Below are 15,819 nucleotides of genomic sequence, written 5' to 3'. Positions count from 1 at the left end.
GTTTATTTGGTAAAAATCATTAAATGAGCATCAAAGATAAAGTTCCAGTTACTATTCTCACTGGATTTCTAGGTTCAGGGAAAACTACATTACTTAATAGAATACTAAGTGAAGAGCACGGGAAAAGAATAGCCGTAATTGAGAATGAATACGGTGAAGTAGGGATAGATCAAGGGCTCGTAATTAATGCCGATGAAGAAGTTTTTGAGATGTCAAACGGGTGCATTTGTTGTACTGTTCGCGGTGATTTGATAAGAGTCCTTGGCAACCTTATGAAAAGAAGAGATAAGTTTGACTATGTTTTAGTAGAAACGACCGGATTAGCAGATCCTGGGCCAGTCGCGCAGACATTTTTCATGGATGAAGAAATTAGTTCTGAATTTACTCTTGATGGAATTGTAACTTTAGTTGATGCTGCTCATATTGATCAGCAGCTAGGAAGAAGTGATGAAAGTTCAGAACAAGTTGCGTTTGCAGATGTTCTTGTCCTTAATAAAACTGATTTAGTCTCTGATGATGCACTAGATACTCTTGAATCTAGATTGAGAGATATGAACCGAATGACTCGAATCATTAGAGCCGAGAATGCCCAAGTACCAATCGAAACAGTCCTAAATCTAAGTGCATTTGATCTAGATCAAATCCTTAAACGCAGACCAACATTTCTTGAACCAGAATATCCTTTTGAATGGACAGGTGTTTACGACCTTGCTGCAGGTAAATATGAATTAATGCTAGAAGAAGGTCCCGATCCAGAAATGTCATTAGTAGCTTTCGCTAATCAAAGTGAGAGTGAAGAAGAACTTAAAGATGGTGCTGAATCCTGCGTAAGACTTTATGCAGAAAAAGCTAAAAGCTTAGAACCTGGTAATATCATTCCATTTGGAGAACATATAAACCTTAAATTGGAGGATAAAGGAAATAAATCATTCATATTAGATATCGAAAAGGGATCAAAGATAGGTTTATATACACAGCACACTGCTGAAGAATTCAATATGAAAATCATTAAAAGTGAAGACAATAATTCAAAAGAGATCCCATTTAATATTGAAAGATTCTGGCAAGCCGAGCACGAGCATGATGATGAAGTAACGTCCATTGCAATTGAACGATTTGGAGATGTTGATCCAGAAAAACTTAATACTTGGTTGGGCAGACTTCTTTCTGAAAAAGGGGTGGATATATTTAGAACTAAAGGCTTCATTAGCTACTCAGGCAACCCACAGAGAATAGTTTTCCAAGGGGTACATATGTTATTTACAGCGCAACCTGATAAGGAATGGGGTAACGAACCTCGTAGAAACCAACTTGTTTTTATAGGTAGAAATTTGGACGAGAAAGAGATGAAAGAAGGTTTTGAAAAATGCCTGATATAGAATCATTTAGCCCAAGAGGCATGTTCCACGAGGGATGGACAGCTGAAGTTAATGATTATGCCATAGTTTGTGGTTGGGCTACTAAAGGAAAGTTATTCATTGTTGGGGATGTAGCAGGAGGTATTTTTGCCTTTGAAGGAGATACTGGGAAAATTATTTGGAAAAAAGAAAATACACACTCTGCTGGTCTATTAGCAATGTCCATTCATCCAGAAGGAGAGATTTTTGCAACTTCCGGTCAAGATGGAAATATTCAAATATATAATTGTCACGAAGGTAAAGTAATTAAAACTCTCGATCTTGGCAAGGCTTGGGTAGAGCATCTTAAGTGGTCAAATGATGGCTTATTTCTTGCAGCAGCTTCTTCAAAAAAAGTATATGTTTTTAATGAAATTGGGGAAGAAAAATGGGTATCAGATGATCATCCAAGCACAGTGAGTGCAATAAAATGGTCAAATAATAATGAGCTAGCTACAGCCTGCTACGGGAGAGTAACATTCTTTGACATAGTAAATAATAAAACGAATCAAAAGCTCGAGTGGCAAGGATCATTAGTCTCAATGGAATTAAGTCCTGATGGTGATATAGTCGCTTGCGGGAGTCAAGACAATTCAGTTCATTTTTGGAGAAGATCAACCGGAATGGATGCTGAAATGACAGGATACCCAGGAAAACCCAGTCACCTTTCTTTTGACGATAGTGGAAAATTACTGGCAACTAGTGGCAGTGAAAGAATTACAGTGTGGAGCTTTATAGGTGACGGTCCCGAGGGGACTATGCCGGGAGAGCTATGGCACCATACCGAACCTATTTCTAGCCTAGCCTTTTCAAATAAAGGCATGCTTGTAGCTTCAGGATCTAGAGATGGTTCTGTTGTCGCAAGTTTTCTAAAAAAAGACGGTAATGGTGACCCAGTTGGGGCTGCATTCGCAGGCGATTTAGTGGGTGCACTTTCGTGGAGACCTGATGATTGTGCACTAGCTGCAGTTAACGCAAAAGGTGTAGTAAATGTTTGGAAATTTAAAGTTCGTACTAATTCTTTTTGAAGGAATTTAAGCAGGAAAATAAAATAATTCAAACTACCAATAGTTAGCTTTTAAATGTCTTTCCATACAGATGACTTCACAGTCATTATCTATACCTTTTGGGTGAATATCGCAATATGAGAGACATTGAAAATATTCGTCTATAGGATTAGATTGATCAGCTTTAATAACTTCTTTCGAATGATTCATAAAAGAGTTCCTCGATTATTTAAAATTAAGATAGACGAATTAAATATCAAAAGAAATAAGCAAAACTTACTAAAAATATCTCAAAAAATTAGCACGATTGATTACTACTCTCGGACATTTTTAATTAAAAAGCAATGCGTATAAAAACGGATTGTCATTAAAGAAATATTTTCCTAATTTTATATTGTTGAGTTCTAGGGGGTCTTTCAAAATGATCGATAGCCTGCCTGAAATTTCGGAATAAACCGAACTAATTTAATTAACTGCTCCAATTATTTTTTATTAATGTCTAAGCTTCCTTCTTCTGCATCGTTTAGGTGCCCTTTAAGAAACAAGCTTAATTCTAGAGTTTTTGCCCCAGTTAAAGACAATTAGTTAATTTTGGTGAGCATTAGCTTAATAGAAGTTAGCAACAAGGATCCATGATTTAGGTGCGTTATTAACTTCAGTAAAAAATATAAGTAAGAGATAAAAGAGGGCTTAAATAAGCCCTCTTTTTTTTTTAAGATGACTTTATTCTAGTTTTATAGATAATGATTAAAGAAATAAAATTTAAATATGGTTCGATATTATTGCCCATATTGCAATCCTAAATATCAATTTCAAAAACAATCCTCAAAAGGCACTTTGATTTGTGGCTTGTGCGGAGAGGAACTTGTAAAAAAACCATTTATTAGGTTGAACCAGATAATTGCTTTAGTTGCTGCGTCATCATTACTTCTACCATTAATATATACTTTTATTTTTTTAATTAAAAATCAAATAAATCCTCCTAATAAAAATTATCAAGCAAATAGTAATTTAATGATAATTATCAAAGAAACACTTTCATAACACAACTTAAAAGATCTCGAGAGGTTAACCTCTACATAGTGATTTATTTAAACAAGAATTTTTACTCTCAATATTTATTTGATCATCAATATTTTTTAATTTGTTTTTATTACTTTTTACTTTAACTTTTTGCCCACAATGTTCTTTGCAACCACCATTTAATAAATTATGCGCATACAAACTGGAAATATTCGTAAGTAATAAAATAAAAATTATTTTATAAATTTGATAAAAATAAGACTTCATTTTTAATATATTTTTCCCAGAATTAGTAAATAAATAATATCAGTTAATTCCAAGGAGTGTTTATAAGTCCCCAGATATCGAAAAAGAAAAATAAAACTGCAATAACAACAAGATCCCATGCTCTTTCCCTAAAAGCCCAAGGCGCAATAAAAACTTCTCCAAGTCCGTGAAGTGCCGCCCCTACTGGTAGATGATCAAGAACCAGCAAACTGTGAGAGAGGATAAAAAGAAAGCTTGCGAAATATCTAAAAAAAACAAATTGCCAATTATTAGAACTCATACCTTTTAGATTTTTAAGAAATATACTTCAATGATCAAAATAATGATATAGATCGACTCAAGAGATATTATTTTTGGTAGCCATAAATACGAATAAAGATAAAAAGCTAAAGTAAAAATTATAAAACGATGAAAAATATGTTTTCAAGTTATCAGCCTAAAAATAGTTTTGATGAATACTTTAAGGATAATGTTAACTCTGCTAGAGAAATATTGATTCCACTTCTTTCATCTTTAGATAATATGGGACTTGAAGAATTAAACAGGAATCACTCTGCCGCAAAAAAATTATTACTAAGACATGGAGCAACTTTTAGATTAAACGATACTGGTTTGAAAGGTACTGAGAGAATATTACCTTTTGATCCACTTCCTAGAATAATTAGTAAAGATGATTGGGTAACGTTAGAAAAAGGTCTTAAACAAAGGCTTGAGGCAATTGATTTATTTCTAGATGATATTTACAATTCTCAAAAAATAATTAATGACGGAATAATTCCAAGAGAATTAATAGAGAGTTCAGAAGGTTGGAGACCTCAGATGATAGGTTTCAAACCTCCACTAAATAAATGGTGTCAAATTTCAGGACTTGACTTAATAAGAGATAGGAAAGGAGATTGGCATGTTCTAGAAGATAATTTAAGATGCCCTTCTGGGGTTGCTTATTTTTTAGAAAATAGATTAGTTATGAAAAACATTTTTCCTAATCTTTTCTCAGGAAGAATAGTAAAACCAATTGATGAGTATCCATCATATCTTTTAAAAACGCTTCAAGAACTTGCAATTTGGACAGATACACCCAAGATAGTTCTACTTACTCCTGGAATTTTTAATAGTGCTTATTTTGAACATAGTTATTTAGCTCAAGAAATGGGCATCCAACTAGTCCAGGGTCATGACTTAGTTTGTAATGATGATTATGTATATTTAAAAACCACCTCTGGATTAAAAAGAGTAGATGTCATTTACAGAAGGATTGATGATGATTTCTTAGATCCGCTTAATTTCAGAAAAGATTCCTGCCTTGGTGTTAGCGGATTACTTGATGTTTTTAAAGCAGGTCATGTTGCTTTAGCAAATGCACCTGGGACTGGTATCGCAGATGACAAAATGATTTATTCTTTTGTTCCAAAAATGATTAAATATTATCTTGATGAAGAAATTATTATTAAAAATGTAGAAACGTATATTTGTCATTACCAAAAGGATCGAGAATATGTTCTAGAAAATTTATCAAAACTTGTTGTTAAGTCTGTCGCAGAAGCTGGTGGTTATGGAATGTTAATTGGCCCTCACTCAACAACATCTGAAATAGAAGAATTCGCTAATAAAATTAAAAAAAATCCTAGAAATTTCATAGCACAACCAACATTAGAATTATCTACTGTGCCATCTTTATGTGATGGAGAACTATATCCATGTCATGTTGATTTAAGACCATATATCTTGAGAGGAAAAGATTCATGGGTTAGCCCTGGTGGGCTTACGAGGGTAGCATTAAAAAAAGGCTCGTTAGTAGTCAATTCTTCTCAAGGGGGAGGATGCAAAGATACATGGGTCGTAGGTAAATAATATGCTTTTGAGTCGTGTAGCAGAATCCCTTTATTGGATCAATCGTTATTTAGAACGTGCAGAGAACATATCTCGTTTCGTGGAAGTTAGTGAAGCAATGTCATTAGATTGTCCGCCAGGAAGTGCAGAACCTTGGCTCCCCTTAATTGATGCTTCAAGTGATAGAGAATCTTTTGATAAAAGATTCCCAGAGAAAAAACCTGATGACGTTATTAATTTTTTAATAAGAGATCGTTTAAACCCAAACAGTATAATTTCTTGCGTTCAAATGGCTAGAGAAAATGCAAGACAAATCAGAGATGTCATGACCACCGAAATGTGGGAACAGATAAATATTTTATATTGGAATATGCAAGAAGGAGAGGCAATATGGAATAAACCAAGGCAAGAACAATTAAGTGAAATAAGGAGGGAATGTCAGCTTTTTTATGGAATTACAGATGCGACGCTAAGCAAAGACCTCGCCTGGAGATTTAGCATTCTTGGAAGATTGATTGAAAGAGCTGACAAAACATCAAGAATTTTAGATGTTAAATACTATTTACTTCTACCCAGCTTAGATGAGCTTGGAGGAGTTCTTGATGAGCTGCAATGGATTGCACTTTTACGCTCAGCTGGAGCTTATCAAATGTTTAGGAAAGCAGTGCAAAATTCTATAAAGCCTAATTCAGTTGCGAGATTTCTTTTACTTGATCCAATTTTTCCGAGATCAGTAAGATACTGTCTTGATGGGATAAGTAATACACTTAAAACGATAGATACCTCACCATCTACTGAAAATCCTTCAGAATTAGAATGCATGAGAGGTTTGCTTAAAGCAAAGTGGAGTTATATCAGAATTGAAGATATAATCAATGATGGTTTACATGAGGCAATCGATTCATTGCAAATGGATTTAAATAAATTGAATGATCTCATTCAAGAAAAATATTTTATTAATTAATAAGTTTATTAATGAGAATTAAATACATTCACAAACTTGAATATAAATACGAAGACCCTGTTCAATTAGGCGAGCATAGATTATGTATAAGACCAAGATCAAATGGCTTCCAAAAACTTAAGAATTTTGAATTAAAAATAACCCCAGAACCAGAAATTATTTATCCATTACTTGCTGCTAGCGGAGAAGAGATTAATAGAATCAGATTCAATGGATTAACAGATAATTTAATTATTGAATCAATCAGCGAAGTTGAAACTATAAAACATCCAAATATTATTGATGGAGTTAAAAATAGAGATTTAACATTACCTTTTTGTAGAAGCATTATTAACAGAGATTTACAGGGAGCATTAGAGGGATGGATGCCAAATGGACAACACGATCCCTCTGCCGTAGAACTTGCCCAAGAAGCCTTAGCAGGAAGCATTAATAACGCATTATCATTTACCTACCAACTTATAGAGATTATTCAAGATCGAGTTAAATATACCAAAAGACATACTGGTCCAGCATGGCCGGCTAGCAGAACACTTAGAGAGCGTATAGGTTCATGCAGAGATTTAGCAATGCTGATGGTTGAGGCTTGCAGGTCTATAGGTATCCCAAGTAGGTTTGTAAGTGGTTATAATTTTGAAGATCCGCTGCCCTCTGAGTTGGATTTACACGCTTGGGCTGAATTATATATTCCAGGTGCTGGTTGGAGAGGTTTTGATCCAAGCGGAAAAGGATTAATAGATGATAGATATTTAACATTGGTATCCTCCTCAAAATCTAATTTAACCTCTGTAATTACAGGAAACTTTATAGGAAAAAATAATTTAGAAAATACTTTAACCTGGGAAATCAAACCTCTTGAAATTAAATAAACACTAAATTTTTAATCTTTTAAAACAACAAAAAAATATAAATAATAATATGTTTCTTTTTTAGTGTTAATTGATACGTTCTTAGGTATATATATCTGTTTTCATTTGTTTAATCTTTAAAGAAAATTGAACTCAAGTTTAGAAATTCCACTTATCAATTCAAATAAATCAAAAATGTTTGAATTGATAAGTTATGAAAAATTTCGCGATACAAAAGATGTCAGATTTTTTGATATTAGTGTTAATGAATCAAATTATAGAGATCTAGTTATTCACAGTGGTCCTGCAACTAGTCCTCCAAATGATGAAGATTTTAATAATTGGCAATTTTACATACATCACAATCAAGAAGATAATCTATTAGCTATCTCTGGGGGTAGAACTTTTTTTCTTGTCAATTTTGGTTGGGATTATCCTTTTTATAAAGTTAGATTAGAATCTTGTGGATATATTTTAAGGATACCTAGAGGAACTTTTCATAGATCGGTATCTGATAAAAACGGTTCCATCGTTTTAAATCAAGCTATTAGAGATGAAGGCGGTACAGTTGAATCTGAATTCAAAGTTACCAATAGCAAAGATAACAAAAAACTTCTAGATTGTATAACTAATTTAGAGCCTAGATTTAAAATTTATAGTGTTAAATAATCTTAAAAAGGGATTCTAAATTTATTCAACAATTTAAAAAATTATCTATTTGTTATAAAATAGATTTAATCAAATTTTCAAAATGAAATTTTTTAGGTTTTTAAAATATTTTTTATCCATAACTTTTTCTTTCTTAGTGTTATCTTCTCCAGTTTTTGCTGGGGCGAATGTTGCTGTTAAAGGAGAAGGAGATGAAGTACCAAGTTATGTAAGATCTAACATTACAGGATATAATTTCCATGGAGAGGATCTTCATTTGTCTTCTATAGCTGGAGCAGTGGCAAGAGACGCAGACTTTAGTGATGTTGATTTACATGGGACAACCTTAACCCTATCTGATTTAAAAGGATCTAATTTAAATGGAATAGACCTGACCGATACTCTTTCTGATCGAGTTAATTTCCAAAAAACAGATCTTAGAAATGCTGTTTTAATAAATATGATCGCCTCAGGTAGCAGTTTTGCGGGAGCTCAAATAGAAGGAGCAGATTTTTCTTACGCTATTCTTGACAGCGAAGACCAAAGAAATCTTTGTGAAATTGCTGATGGGATCAATCCAACAACAGGCGTTTCAACAAGAGAAAGTCTTGAGTGTAGTTAGAAATAGAATTATAAGTAAACTTTTTTCCCGTTATTAAATTTATAAATTCTTTGTTCATCATCTTGAAATATCATTTCACCATTTAATTTGGATTTCTTAAATTTTGAAAGTCTTGCTCTGTGTATATTGGATTTTCTATTTATATTTTCTTCGTTGTCATAAACCCCAATATAAATATTTATATTGGGATTTGAAAAGGTTTTTTCTTCCTCTCTTAAAAAAATCCTGTCAATATTTGTTTGCGTGCTCTGTAGTTTATTTTTAAATTTATCTAATTTTAAGTTCTTTGTTTTTTTAGAATTAATTTTTTTGAACCCCAAAAAAACAACTCCTAAAATTAGACAAACTAAAAATATATTCATTACTTAATTTTTATTTTTATATCTACGCCTAAGTTACTTTTAGTAGTTAATATTTCTTTTTTTATGATTCCATAGGTAAAAATTTTAGATAAAGTTTTTAAAGAATTAAAAACCAAAAAAACAGTAAATAAGAAGAAAACAATAATGTTTTCTACAAGTAGATTTTTATTTTTATTATCTAGATTGCTCATATAAGTCTTAATTCAATTATTTTGCATCACTATTTGCATATGGCCCGAAAAATTCACTGGCATCTCTTCCCATTATTTTAGCAAGATTTAAACTTTTATCTATATCCCATTTAGATGCCATTCCATAAAGAATCCCAGCAGCAAAAGAATCGCCACATCCATAAGAATCAACCTTTAATTTTTTGTTTTTAAGAGCCTTATATCTTCCTCCTGGGAATATTATGCCTCCCTTCTCTCCTTCTGTTTTGAAAGTATATTTGGGTTTTAACGATAATTCAGAAAAAGAAAAAACTTCTCCCGGATCAAGATTACTCCCTATTAATCCATCTAAAAGAACATTTGAATTATTTATTGTATCTAATCCTACCCTTGGTGTTGTACACAGTATTGAAGCTGATCTAGCCATTTTAAAAATCTCTGAATCAGATGCAGTAATAAAAACTCCGTCCATCTTTTTTAAAATGTTCCATTCTAAATTGTCTTTATGAGTTGGAGCTAACCTTTCTCCAATAACCGTTATTGCTCTTTCACCTTGAGAGTCAATTAAACTAAATCCTCTTCTAGTTGGTTTATCACGCCAAGCTACATGCAAATTAATTCCCATATTTGAGAGAATCTTGAAACACTTATCTCCATAATCATCATTACCTAATGAAGTAAAAAAATGAATTTGGTTTAAAGTTAAATCAGAAAGTGTTTTCACGATAATAGAGCCACCACCAGCTGGATACTCAAGGGACTTTTTAGAATGAGAAATGACTCCGGGTTTTGGTAATTGATCGACCTTTAAGAAATTTATCCACTCAACATGACCAACCACAGCAAATTTTAAATTTCCTTTTTTAAATTTATAGTCTTCAAATTTATTATTCTTTTCAACAATCATAAGAATTTAAATACTATTATTAAAAGAAATTTCTTTGACAGGTGAATTCATTTAACATTTTAAAAGATAATAAAAAGATACTTTCTTATCTTTACCTTTTTCTATCAATTTTGGGTGCTGTCCTTCCAATGATGGCAAATTTTGAATTTGCTAAGGAATATGGAAACAGCTTTGATATAAATAACTTCATTACTTTAGCGAATGCAAACCCTGCAGCTCAGTCAATTTCTAGAGACTTATTAGTAGGTGCAAGCGCTATTTTTATATGGATAGTCAATGAATCAAAAAAACTAAACATGAAGAATATGTGGGTTGTATACATTGGAACTTTTCTTATAGCCTTCGCATTCTCTGCTCCTTTTTTCTTATTTCTAAGAGAGAGAAGAATTATTGAATTAGAAAAGATCAATTAAAATAATCTCTTAAATAGAATTGCAAATGCAATAAAGCAAGAACATGAAACGGAAAGCCAGATTATTGAAGCATAACCAAATAGATCTAATATACGTCCTGAAATAAATGGTCCAAAAAAATAACCCATAGCGAAACATTGTGAAAGTAGAGCAAGTGCAAAACCTTTTTTGTTTGAAGGAGCTATTCTGAAAACGATATCTGTTGATGTTGGAAGAAATGAAGCAGTTCCTAAACTTACTAAAATCAATGCAAAAGAAATTAAATAAAAAGCTGGGATGTTTAAATAACTAGAAATAAATAATAAAAATGAAGCGAAAAAGAAATTTATTAAACTAAATTTCAAGCCAAATAATCTTTCTTTCTTAGATATCCAAGAACCGACAGGCCATTGTAAAAACAACAATAAAATTAACTGAATAGAAATTATAAGACTAATAACTTCCTTGCTTAATGCATTGCGATATACTCCACCTTTAACAAGATCCAGAGGCAAAGTTACTTGAATCAAAGCTAAAGAGGTAGTAATCAATAAAATAGATAAAATTATTATTGTTGAATTTTTATTCCATTTCAATTGTCCCTGATTAATTGGATCTACTAATCTTTTTTGGAAATTTTCTAATTTTCTTTTAATAGAAGAACTATTTCTAGATATTAAATATGTGATAACTACCATGCAAAATATATCATTAATAAAAATTGATTTAGAATACAAGAAATTTGTCATATAACCTCCTAAGAATACCCCTAGAAATATTCCTAAAGCCTCCGAACTTCTAACAAGAGCATATGCTTTCCGAGTTTCGATTGGATGGCAAAAATAAGGCACTCCAAACTCGGCAGCAGGCCAATATATTCCTGCAGCAGCACCAACAAATGATTGTCCAATGATATACAAAAAAGTATCTCTTGAAAAAATTAGGCACAAGCTAGCAGCAATACTTAGGATTGAAGAAATAACTATCGGAAATTGTATTTTACCTGTTTCATTAAGATAATTACCTGTAAAAAGTCTTGTTGCAGTTCCAATTATTGCTGAAATGGTAAACCCCAAGCCAATATCTGTTGCCGATAATCCTATGTTATTAAAAATAAGTGATGTTAAATAAATAACACCTCCTGCTCCAAATGCAGCATAAAATCTTATCTTGGTTATTAACCTCAAATGATATGGAAATTGAATCCACCAATTTTTGCTAATTTGTAAACTATTTGGACTAATCACTAGTGAAATACATTTTTATAATTTTTTTTAGTTTTTGTGGTTTATTTTTTAATAATGCTTTAAAGGCTGCTGAAAAGATAAATATTAAGTTTGAAGAGATGGAAATCCCTCTTACTATAGAACAATTATCAAAATTAGAACAATACAAAGATGATTCAACAGAATTAATAGATTGGCTAAAAAAAAATGGATTAATAAGAGTTTTTGAATTATCAAAATTTTTAGAATTTCCAGTTTTCAAGGAAGAGGGATTAAATAGAGAATTATTAAGAAGTTGGATAGGGCGTAAAATTCTTACAGAATTAAGCAAAAGCATTAAAGTTCCAAATGACAATAATGGAACAGAAATTTATAACACTATAGAAAATTTATTAGATCAAAAAAAAGAAGTTTCAACTTTAGAAATCATAAAGGCATTACCATCAGAAGAAATTTCACTAGATATAGATAACTTAATTTTAATAATTTCATCTTGGAAAAATGAATTATCAATGCAACAAGAACTTATATCCAAATTAAATAAACTTGAAAGAACGAACCAAAATACCTTTAAAAATACTGAAAAATCAATTCAAGATCTAACAAAAATTGATAAAAAAATTTATGCTCCTCATCGAGTGAAACCTTTTGAAATTGAAATATGGAAAAGTAATAAAACAAATGATGACAAAGAACTGATAATTTTTATGCCAGGACTTGGAGGTGAAATTAATAATTTCAAATGGATAGGCAACGAATTAGCCAGAAGAGGTTGGCCGATATTATTCATTGATCATAGAGGGAGTAATTTAGAATCATTCATAGAGATTCTCGAAGGTAAGGAGACAATACCAGGAAGTGCAGACTTTTTCTTATATAGATTTAAAGATTTAGATGCTGTATTAAAAGCTCATGAAAATGGAGAGTTTGGTTTACCTAATGATTCTTATATCTTAATGGGGCATTCACTTGGTGCTTTAATAGCACTTTTATATGAAGGCAATAAACCTACTGATCAACTACAGGAAAAATGTGATTCGGCATTAAAAGATTTTGCAATAACAAATTTATCAAAACTACTTCAATGTCAATTAAGTGAAATTCCATTCCCTAAGAAAGATAATGATAATGAGGCAAGTGCAATAATAGGATTTAATTCGTTTGGCAGTTTAGTATGGCCAAAAGAAAATAGTTCTGGAATTAAAACACCAACTCTTCTAATTGGTGGTACATATGACCTTATTACACCATTAATGAATGAACAATTTAGAGTGTTTTCTGCTTTAAATAATAAATCAAATAGATTTCTGATCATTGAAGGAGCAAGTCATTTCTCTCCAATAAGAATTAATAATAATAAAGAAAATAATGACGTCTTCAAAATAAATGAATCTTTTATTGGTTCAAATCCAATATTAGTACAAGATTTATCTGCGAAATTTATAGTTAAATTTTTAGAAAATATTAAGCTCCAAAAGGTCCTTAAAGAAATTAAAAACGAAAGAGATTTGGGACTTGATTTCCATCTATTAGATCTTGAAACAATAAAAGAAATTTCCAAAAATTAGTATTCTATGCGTGGATCTAAATACGCGATTAAAACATCCACAAAGAGATTTAAAGAAACTATGAGCATAGAAGTAAAAATCACAATACCTTGAACCAAGGTATAGTCTCTCTGAGAAATTGCTTCATGTAATCTTAAAGCAATACCTGGCCATGAAAAAGTCACTTCGAACAACAGCGCACCTCCTGCTAATGAAGCCATAGTCAACCCAGAAATAGTGACAATTGGCAATAGAGCATTAGGCAATGCATGGTTTAAAAAGATTTTTTTTCTCGATATCCCTCTACATATAGCAGCATTTACGTAATCACTTTTTAATGTCTTATCCAAATTTACTCTTAGCGAGCGACTGAATATACCACTCAAAAGAAAACCAAGAGTAATGGAAGGCAGTGCGAGATGATAAAGGCTATCTTTAAAAGCAACAATATTATTTGAAAGAATACTATCTAAAACTATAAAACCTGTAATTTGGGGTTGTTGCTGAAATATTGGAAATCTACCCCCAATTGGTGAAATATTAAACAATACAGAAAATATTAATTGCGCTAACATCGCCCCCCAAAAAGGGGGGATCGCATATGTAGCAATTCCAAATATTCTCGCAATATAGTCAGTCTTCCCACCTTTATTTTTCAAGCCTATTAATCCTAATGGGAATCCAATTAGTGTTGCACTTAATATTGAAAAGAATCCAAGCTCAAGACTTGCAGGCAATGACTTAAGAATAATTTTAAGGACTGGCTCTTGGGTACTAAGAGATTGGCCAAAATCAAAGTGCAATATATTTTTAATATAAGAAAAATATTGATTTATTAAAGGTTCATTTAGCCCCAATTTATTTCTAAGAAATTCCCTTGAAATCTCATCAGCCCCAGATCCAAGTATGGCATCTACTGGATCCCCGGGAGCAATTCTCAATAAAATAAATACTAATGAAGAAATTATCCATAACATTATCGGTATTAATGAAAATTTTATTAATGAATAATTTAGTATTTTATTTAAATTTCTACTCATCAATTAACTTAAGATCACTTAATGAAATTATTCCTGCACCATTAAAAATAGGTTTTGATATTTTATTTTGAGACCATGCTTTTTGTGAGGATACCCAAATAGGAATATAAGGGATTGATTTTGCTGCTATTTTTTCAATTTCAACAAGTTTTTCTAATCTTTTAATTCCACTAATTTTTTCACTCTCAAGAAATAAACTTTCCACTTTATTAGATCCCCAAAAACTACCGCTATAAACTGATTCTCCTTTTTTACATAGGCCATCAACTATTTCATCACAACTTAAAAGAGGGGTAAGATAGGCTTCTGGATCTGAATAAGCTCCAGTCCAATCTAAAATAACTGCTGTATAAATTCCTAAACTTAGATTCTTATAAACTGTTGTAGATTCAACCCCATTGAGTTCAATCTCAATACAATCTTTCAAAGAATTTTTAATTTCCTCCTGCCATGTGAGGGCAATAAGCTTGTCAGCTGGTACATTCGATCTATAAGTAAGAGGTATTTTGAGAACATTTCCATTACAATAATTTTCTTTTTGCAATAACTTTCTCGCTCCTAAATAATCATATTTAGGCCAAAGTTCTTGATTATCTTTTTTTAATATTGGAGGAATAATTGATCTAGATGACTTCCTTAATCCATAACTTACTTTCTTACTAATTAATTTTCTATTAAGACTTTTTGCCAAAGCCATTCTTAAATTAAGATTACTTAAGGGATAAGCACTAGTTTTAAGGCTTATAAAACTTAATTCAGTGAAAGGGCTATTACCTTCTTTAAACTTTTTATTTTCACTTAAATTCTTTAGGCTGTTTCTCTGACTATCATCAATTGAATTTGATAAAAGCACGTCAATTTGTTTACTTTTTAAAGCCCCAAAAAGAGAAGATGAATTTGAATATCCCACAAAATCAATACCCTTATTTAAGGGCTTTTCGCCCCAATAATTTAAATTGGGATCAATTGATTGAACTTCATTTGAAAAACTAGTCAACACATACTTGCCAGTACCTACGAATTTTTCATTTAGAAACTTATCAGAATATTCTTTATAAAATGTAGGAGATATTGGAGTTAAATTTACTGATGTAAGTAAACCATTTAAAGAACTTGATGGTTTATTTAAATTTATTATGACTGAATATTCACTTGGCGTTTCTATTGATTTAATCTTATTTCCTAAAATATAATTCATCGTGCCAATTCTTTTGAATCTATCAAAAGTAAACTTTATTGCATTTGAGTTGAAGGCAGTTCCATCATGAAAAAAAACATTTTTTCTTAAATTAATAATTATTTGAAGTCTATCCTTTGAAATAATTGGCATCCCAGAAGCTAATTCAGGTATTAATTTCCCATTAGAATTTAATTCATATAATGTATCTCCAAGAGAACTTATTAATTGAATTGATTTAAGAGTATTAGCTCTTGCTGGATCTAAAGATTCAATCTTTCCTGAGCTTGCTACTATTATTTTTTTTGATATTCTTTTTGACCCACAAGAATTCTGTAAAAAAGAAATTAAAATAATAAATATTGATAAAAGAACTTTTTTTTTCATATTTC

19 protein-coding genes are annotated in these 15,819 nt (G+C 31.3%); 10 read left to right on the top strand and 9 right to left on the bottom strand.

Going from position 1 to position 15,819, the window contains the following annotated elements; genetic code table 11:
- The first annotated feature begins 23 nt into the window (after positions 1–23).
- Together JJ844_09400 and JJ844_09395 are read left to right on the top strand one after the other, a co-directional pair.
- Positions 24–1,379: a GTP-binding protein gene (locus tag JJ844_09400; protein MBO6975893.1), complete on the top strand. Its 1,356-nt coding sequence runs from the start codon at positions 24–26 to the stop codon at positions 1,377–1,379.
- Positions 1,367–2,425, top strand: coding sequence for a PQQ-binding-like beta-propeller repeat protein (locus tag JJ844_09395; protein ID MBO6975892.1), 1,059 nt, complete (start codon positions 1,367–1,369; stop codon positions 2,423–2,425). Before JJ844_09400 ends, JJ844_09395 begins: the two co-directional genes overlap by 13 nt.
- Positions 2,426–2,458: 33 nt before the next feature.
- On the opposite strand, the gene JJ844_09390 is transcribed toward JJ844_09395, so the two are convergent.
- Positions 2,459–2,614, bottom strand: a complete 156-nt coding sequence (locus tag JJ844_09390; protein MBO6975891.1) for a hypothetical protein — start codon at positions 2,612–2,614, stop codon at positions 2,459–2,461.
- Between the two features lie 558 nt (positions 2,615–3,172).
- Between JJ844_09390 and JJ844_09385 the strand changes: the two genes are divergently transcribed.
- Entirely contained in the window at positions 3,173–3,448 is a 276-nt protein-coding gene (locus tag JJ844_09385; GenBank protein MBO6975890.1) for a DNA gyrase, read from the top strand.
- A gap of 24 nt (positions 3,449–3,472) precedes the next feature.
- Here JJ844_09385 and JJ844_09380 read toward each other — a convergent pair whose 3' ends face one another.
- Both JJ844_09380 and JJ844_09375 read right to left on the bottom strand, forming a co-directional pair.
- Complete coding sequence (locus tag JJ844_09380; GenBank protein ID MBO6975889.1) at positions 3,473–3,694, bottom strand: hypothetical protein; 222 nt, start codon at positions 3,692–3,694, stop codon at positions 3,473–3,475.
- Between the two features lie 43 nt (positions 3,695–3,737).
- Positions 3,738–3,974 (bottom strand): hypothetical protein, encoded by a 237-nt coding sequence (locus tag JJ844_09375; protein MBO6975888.1) that lies wholly within the window; start codon positions 3,972–3,974, stop codon positions 3,738–3,740.
- A 128-nt stretch (positions 3,975–4,102) separates the two neighbouring features.
- On the opposite strand from JJ844_09375, the gene JJ844_09370 reads away from it, so the two are divergent.
- The 5 genes from JJ844_09370 (at position 4,103) to JJ844_09350 (ending at position 8,606) form a co-directional block, all read left to right on the top strand.
- Positions 4,103–5,545, top strand: coding sequence for a circularly permuted type 2 ATP-grasp protein (locus tag JJ844_09370; protein MBO6975887.1), 1,443 nt, complete (start codon positions 4,103–4,105; stop codon positions 5,543–5,545).
- A gap of 1 nt (position 5,546) precedes the next feature.
- Complete coding sequence (locus JJ844_09365; GenBank protein MBO6975886.1) at positions 5,547–6,488, top strand: alpha-E domain-containing protein; 942 nt, start codon at positions 5,547–5,549, stop codon at positions 6,486–6,488.
- A gap of 11 nt (positions 6,489–6,499) precedes the next feature.
- The gene (locus tag JJ844_09360; GenBank protein ID MBO6975885.1) at positions 6,500–7,357 is read left to right on the top strand and encodes a transglutaminase family protein; all 858 of its coding nucleotides are present in this window, start codon (positions 6,500–6,502) and stop codon (positions 7,355–7,357) included.
- Between the two features lie 174 nt (positions 7,358–7,531).
- Positions 7,532–8,005, top strand: coding sequence for an HNH endonuclease (locus JJ844_09355; GenBank protein ID MBO6975884.1), 474 nt, complete (start codon positions 7,532–7,534; stop codon positions 8,003–8,005).
- A gap of 82 nt (positions 8,006–8,087) precedes the next feature.
- Positions 8,088–8,606: a pentapeptide repeat-containing protein gene (locus JJ844_09350; protein MBO6975883.1), complete on the top strand. Its 519-nt coding sequence runs from the start codon at positions 8,088–8,090 to the stop codon at positions 8,604–8,606.
- Between the two features lie 8 nt (positions 8,607–8,614).
- Here JJ844_09350 and JJ844_09345 read toward each other — a convergent pair whose 3' ends face one another.
- The 3 genes from JJ844_09345 to JJ844_09335 are packed head-to-tail and all read right to left on the bottom strand — an operon-like array spanning position 8,615 to position 10,045.
- On the bottom strand, positions 8,615–8,968 hold the full coding sequence (locus JJ844_09345) for a hypothetical protein (GenBank protein MBO6975882.1): 354 nt from the start codon (positions 8,966–8,968) through the stop codon (positions 8,615–8,617).
- Complete coding sequence (locus JJ844_09340; protein ID MBO6975881.1) at positions 8,968–9,159, bottom strand: hypothetical protein; 192 nt, start codon at positions 9,157–9,159, stop codon at positions 8,968–8,970. The genes JJ844_09345 and JJ844_09340 overlap by 1 nt, the downstream gene beginning before the upstream one ends.
- A gap of 16 nt (positions 9,160–9,175) precedes the next feature.
- Complete coding sequence (locus JJ844_09335; GenBank protein ID MBO6975880.1) at positions 9,176–10,045, bottom strand: ribokinase; 870 nt, start codon at positions 10,043–10,045, stop codon at positions 9,176–9,178.
- A gap of 41 nt (positions 10,046–10,086) precedes the next feature.
- Here JJ844_09335 and JJ844_09330 point away from each other — a divergent pair, with 41 nt between their 5' ends.
- Positions 10,087–10,458, top strand: coding sequence for a DUF2834 domain-containing protein (locus tag JJ844_09330; protein ID MBO6975879.1), 372 nt, complete (start codon positions 10,087–10,089; stop codon positions 10,456–10,458).
- On the opposite strand, the gene JJ844_09325 is transcribed toward JJ844_09330, so the two are convergent.
- On the bottom strand, positions 10,455–11,684 hold the full coding sequence (locus tag JJ844_09325) for an MFS transporter (protein ID MBO6975878.1): 1,230 nt from the start codon (positions 11,682–11,684) through the stop codon (positions 10,455–10,457). The genes JJ844_09330 and JJ844_09325 overlap by 4 nt on opposite strands.
- A gap of 2 nt (positions 11,685–11,686) precedes the next feature.
- Here JJ844_09325 and JJ844_09320 point away from each other — a divergent pair, with 2 nt between their 5' ends.
- Positions 11,687–13,231, top strand: a complete 1,545-nt coding sequence (locus tag JJ844_09320) for an alpha/beta hydrolase (GenBank protein ID MBO6975877.1) — start codon at positions 11,687–11,689, stop codon at positions 13,229–13,231.
- Here the strand turns inward: JJ844_09320 and JJ844_09315 are convergent.
- Together JJ844_09315 and JJ844_09310 are read right to left on the bottom strand one after the other, a co-directional pair.
- Positions 13,228–14,250 carry an ABC transporter permease gene (locus tag JJ844_09315; GenBank protein ID MBO6975876.1) on the bottom strand — a complete coding sequence of 341 codons (1,023 nt, stop codon included), beginning with the start codon at positions 14,248–14,250 and terminating at the stop codon, positions 13,228–13,230. The two genes, JJ844_09320 and JJ844_09315, sit on opposite strands and share 4 nt — an antisense overlap.
- Positions 14,243–15,814: an ABC transporter substrate-binding protein gene (locus JJ844_09310; protein ID MBO6975875.1), complete on the bottom strand. Its 1,572-nt coding sequence runs from the start codon at positions 15,812–15,814 to the stop codon at positions 14,243–14,245. The genes JJ844_09315 and JJ844_09310 overlap by 8 nt, the downstream gene beginning before the upstream one ends.
- Positions 15,815–15,819 lie beyond the last annotated feature (5 nt).

Origin of the sequence: Prochlorococcus marinus CUG1435 (genome assembly GCA_017644375.1) — a bacterium.
GTDB classification, from domain to species: Bacteria; Cyanobacteriota; Cyanobacteriia; order PCC-6307; family Cyanobiaceae; genus Prochlorococcus_A; species Prochlorococcus_A marinus_AH.
This window is presented reverse-complemented; position numbering and strand designations above follow the sequence as displayed.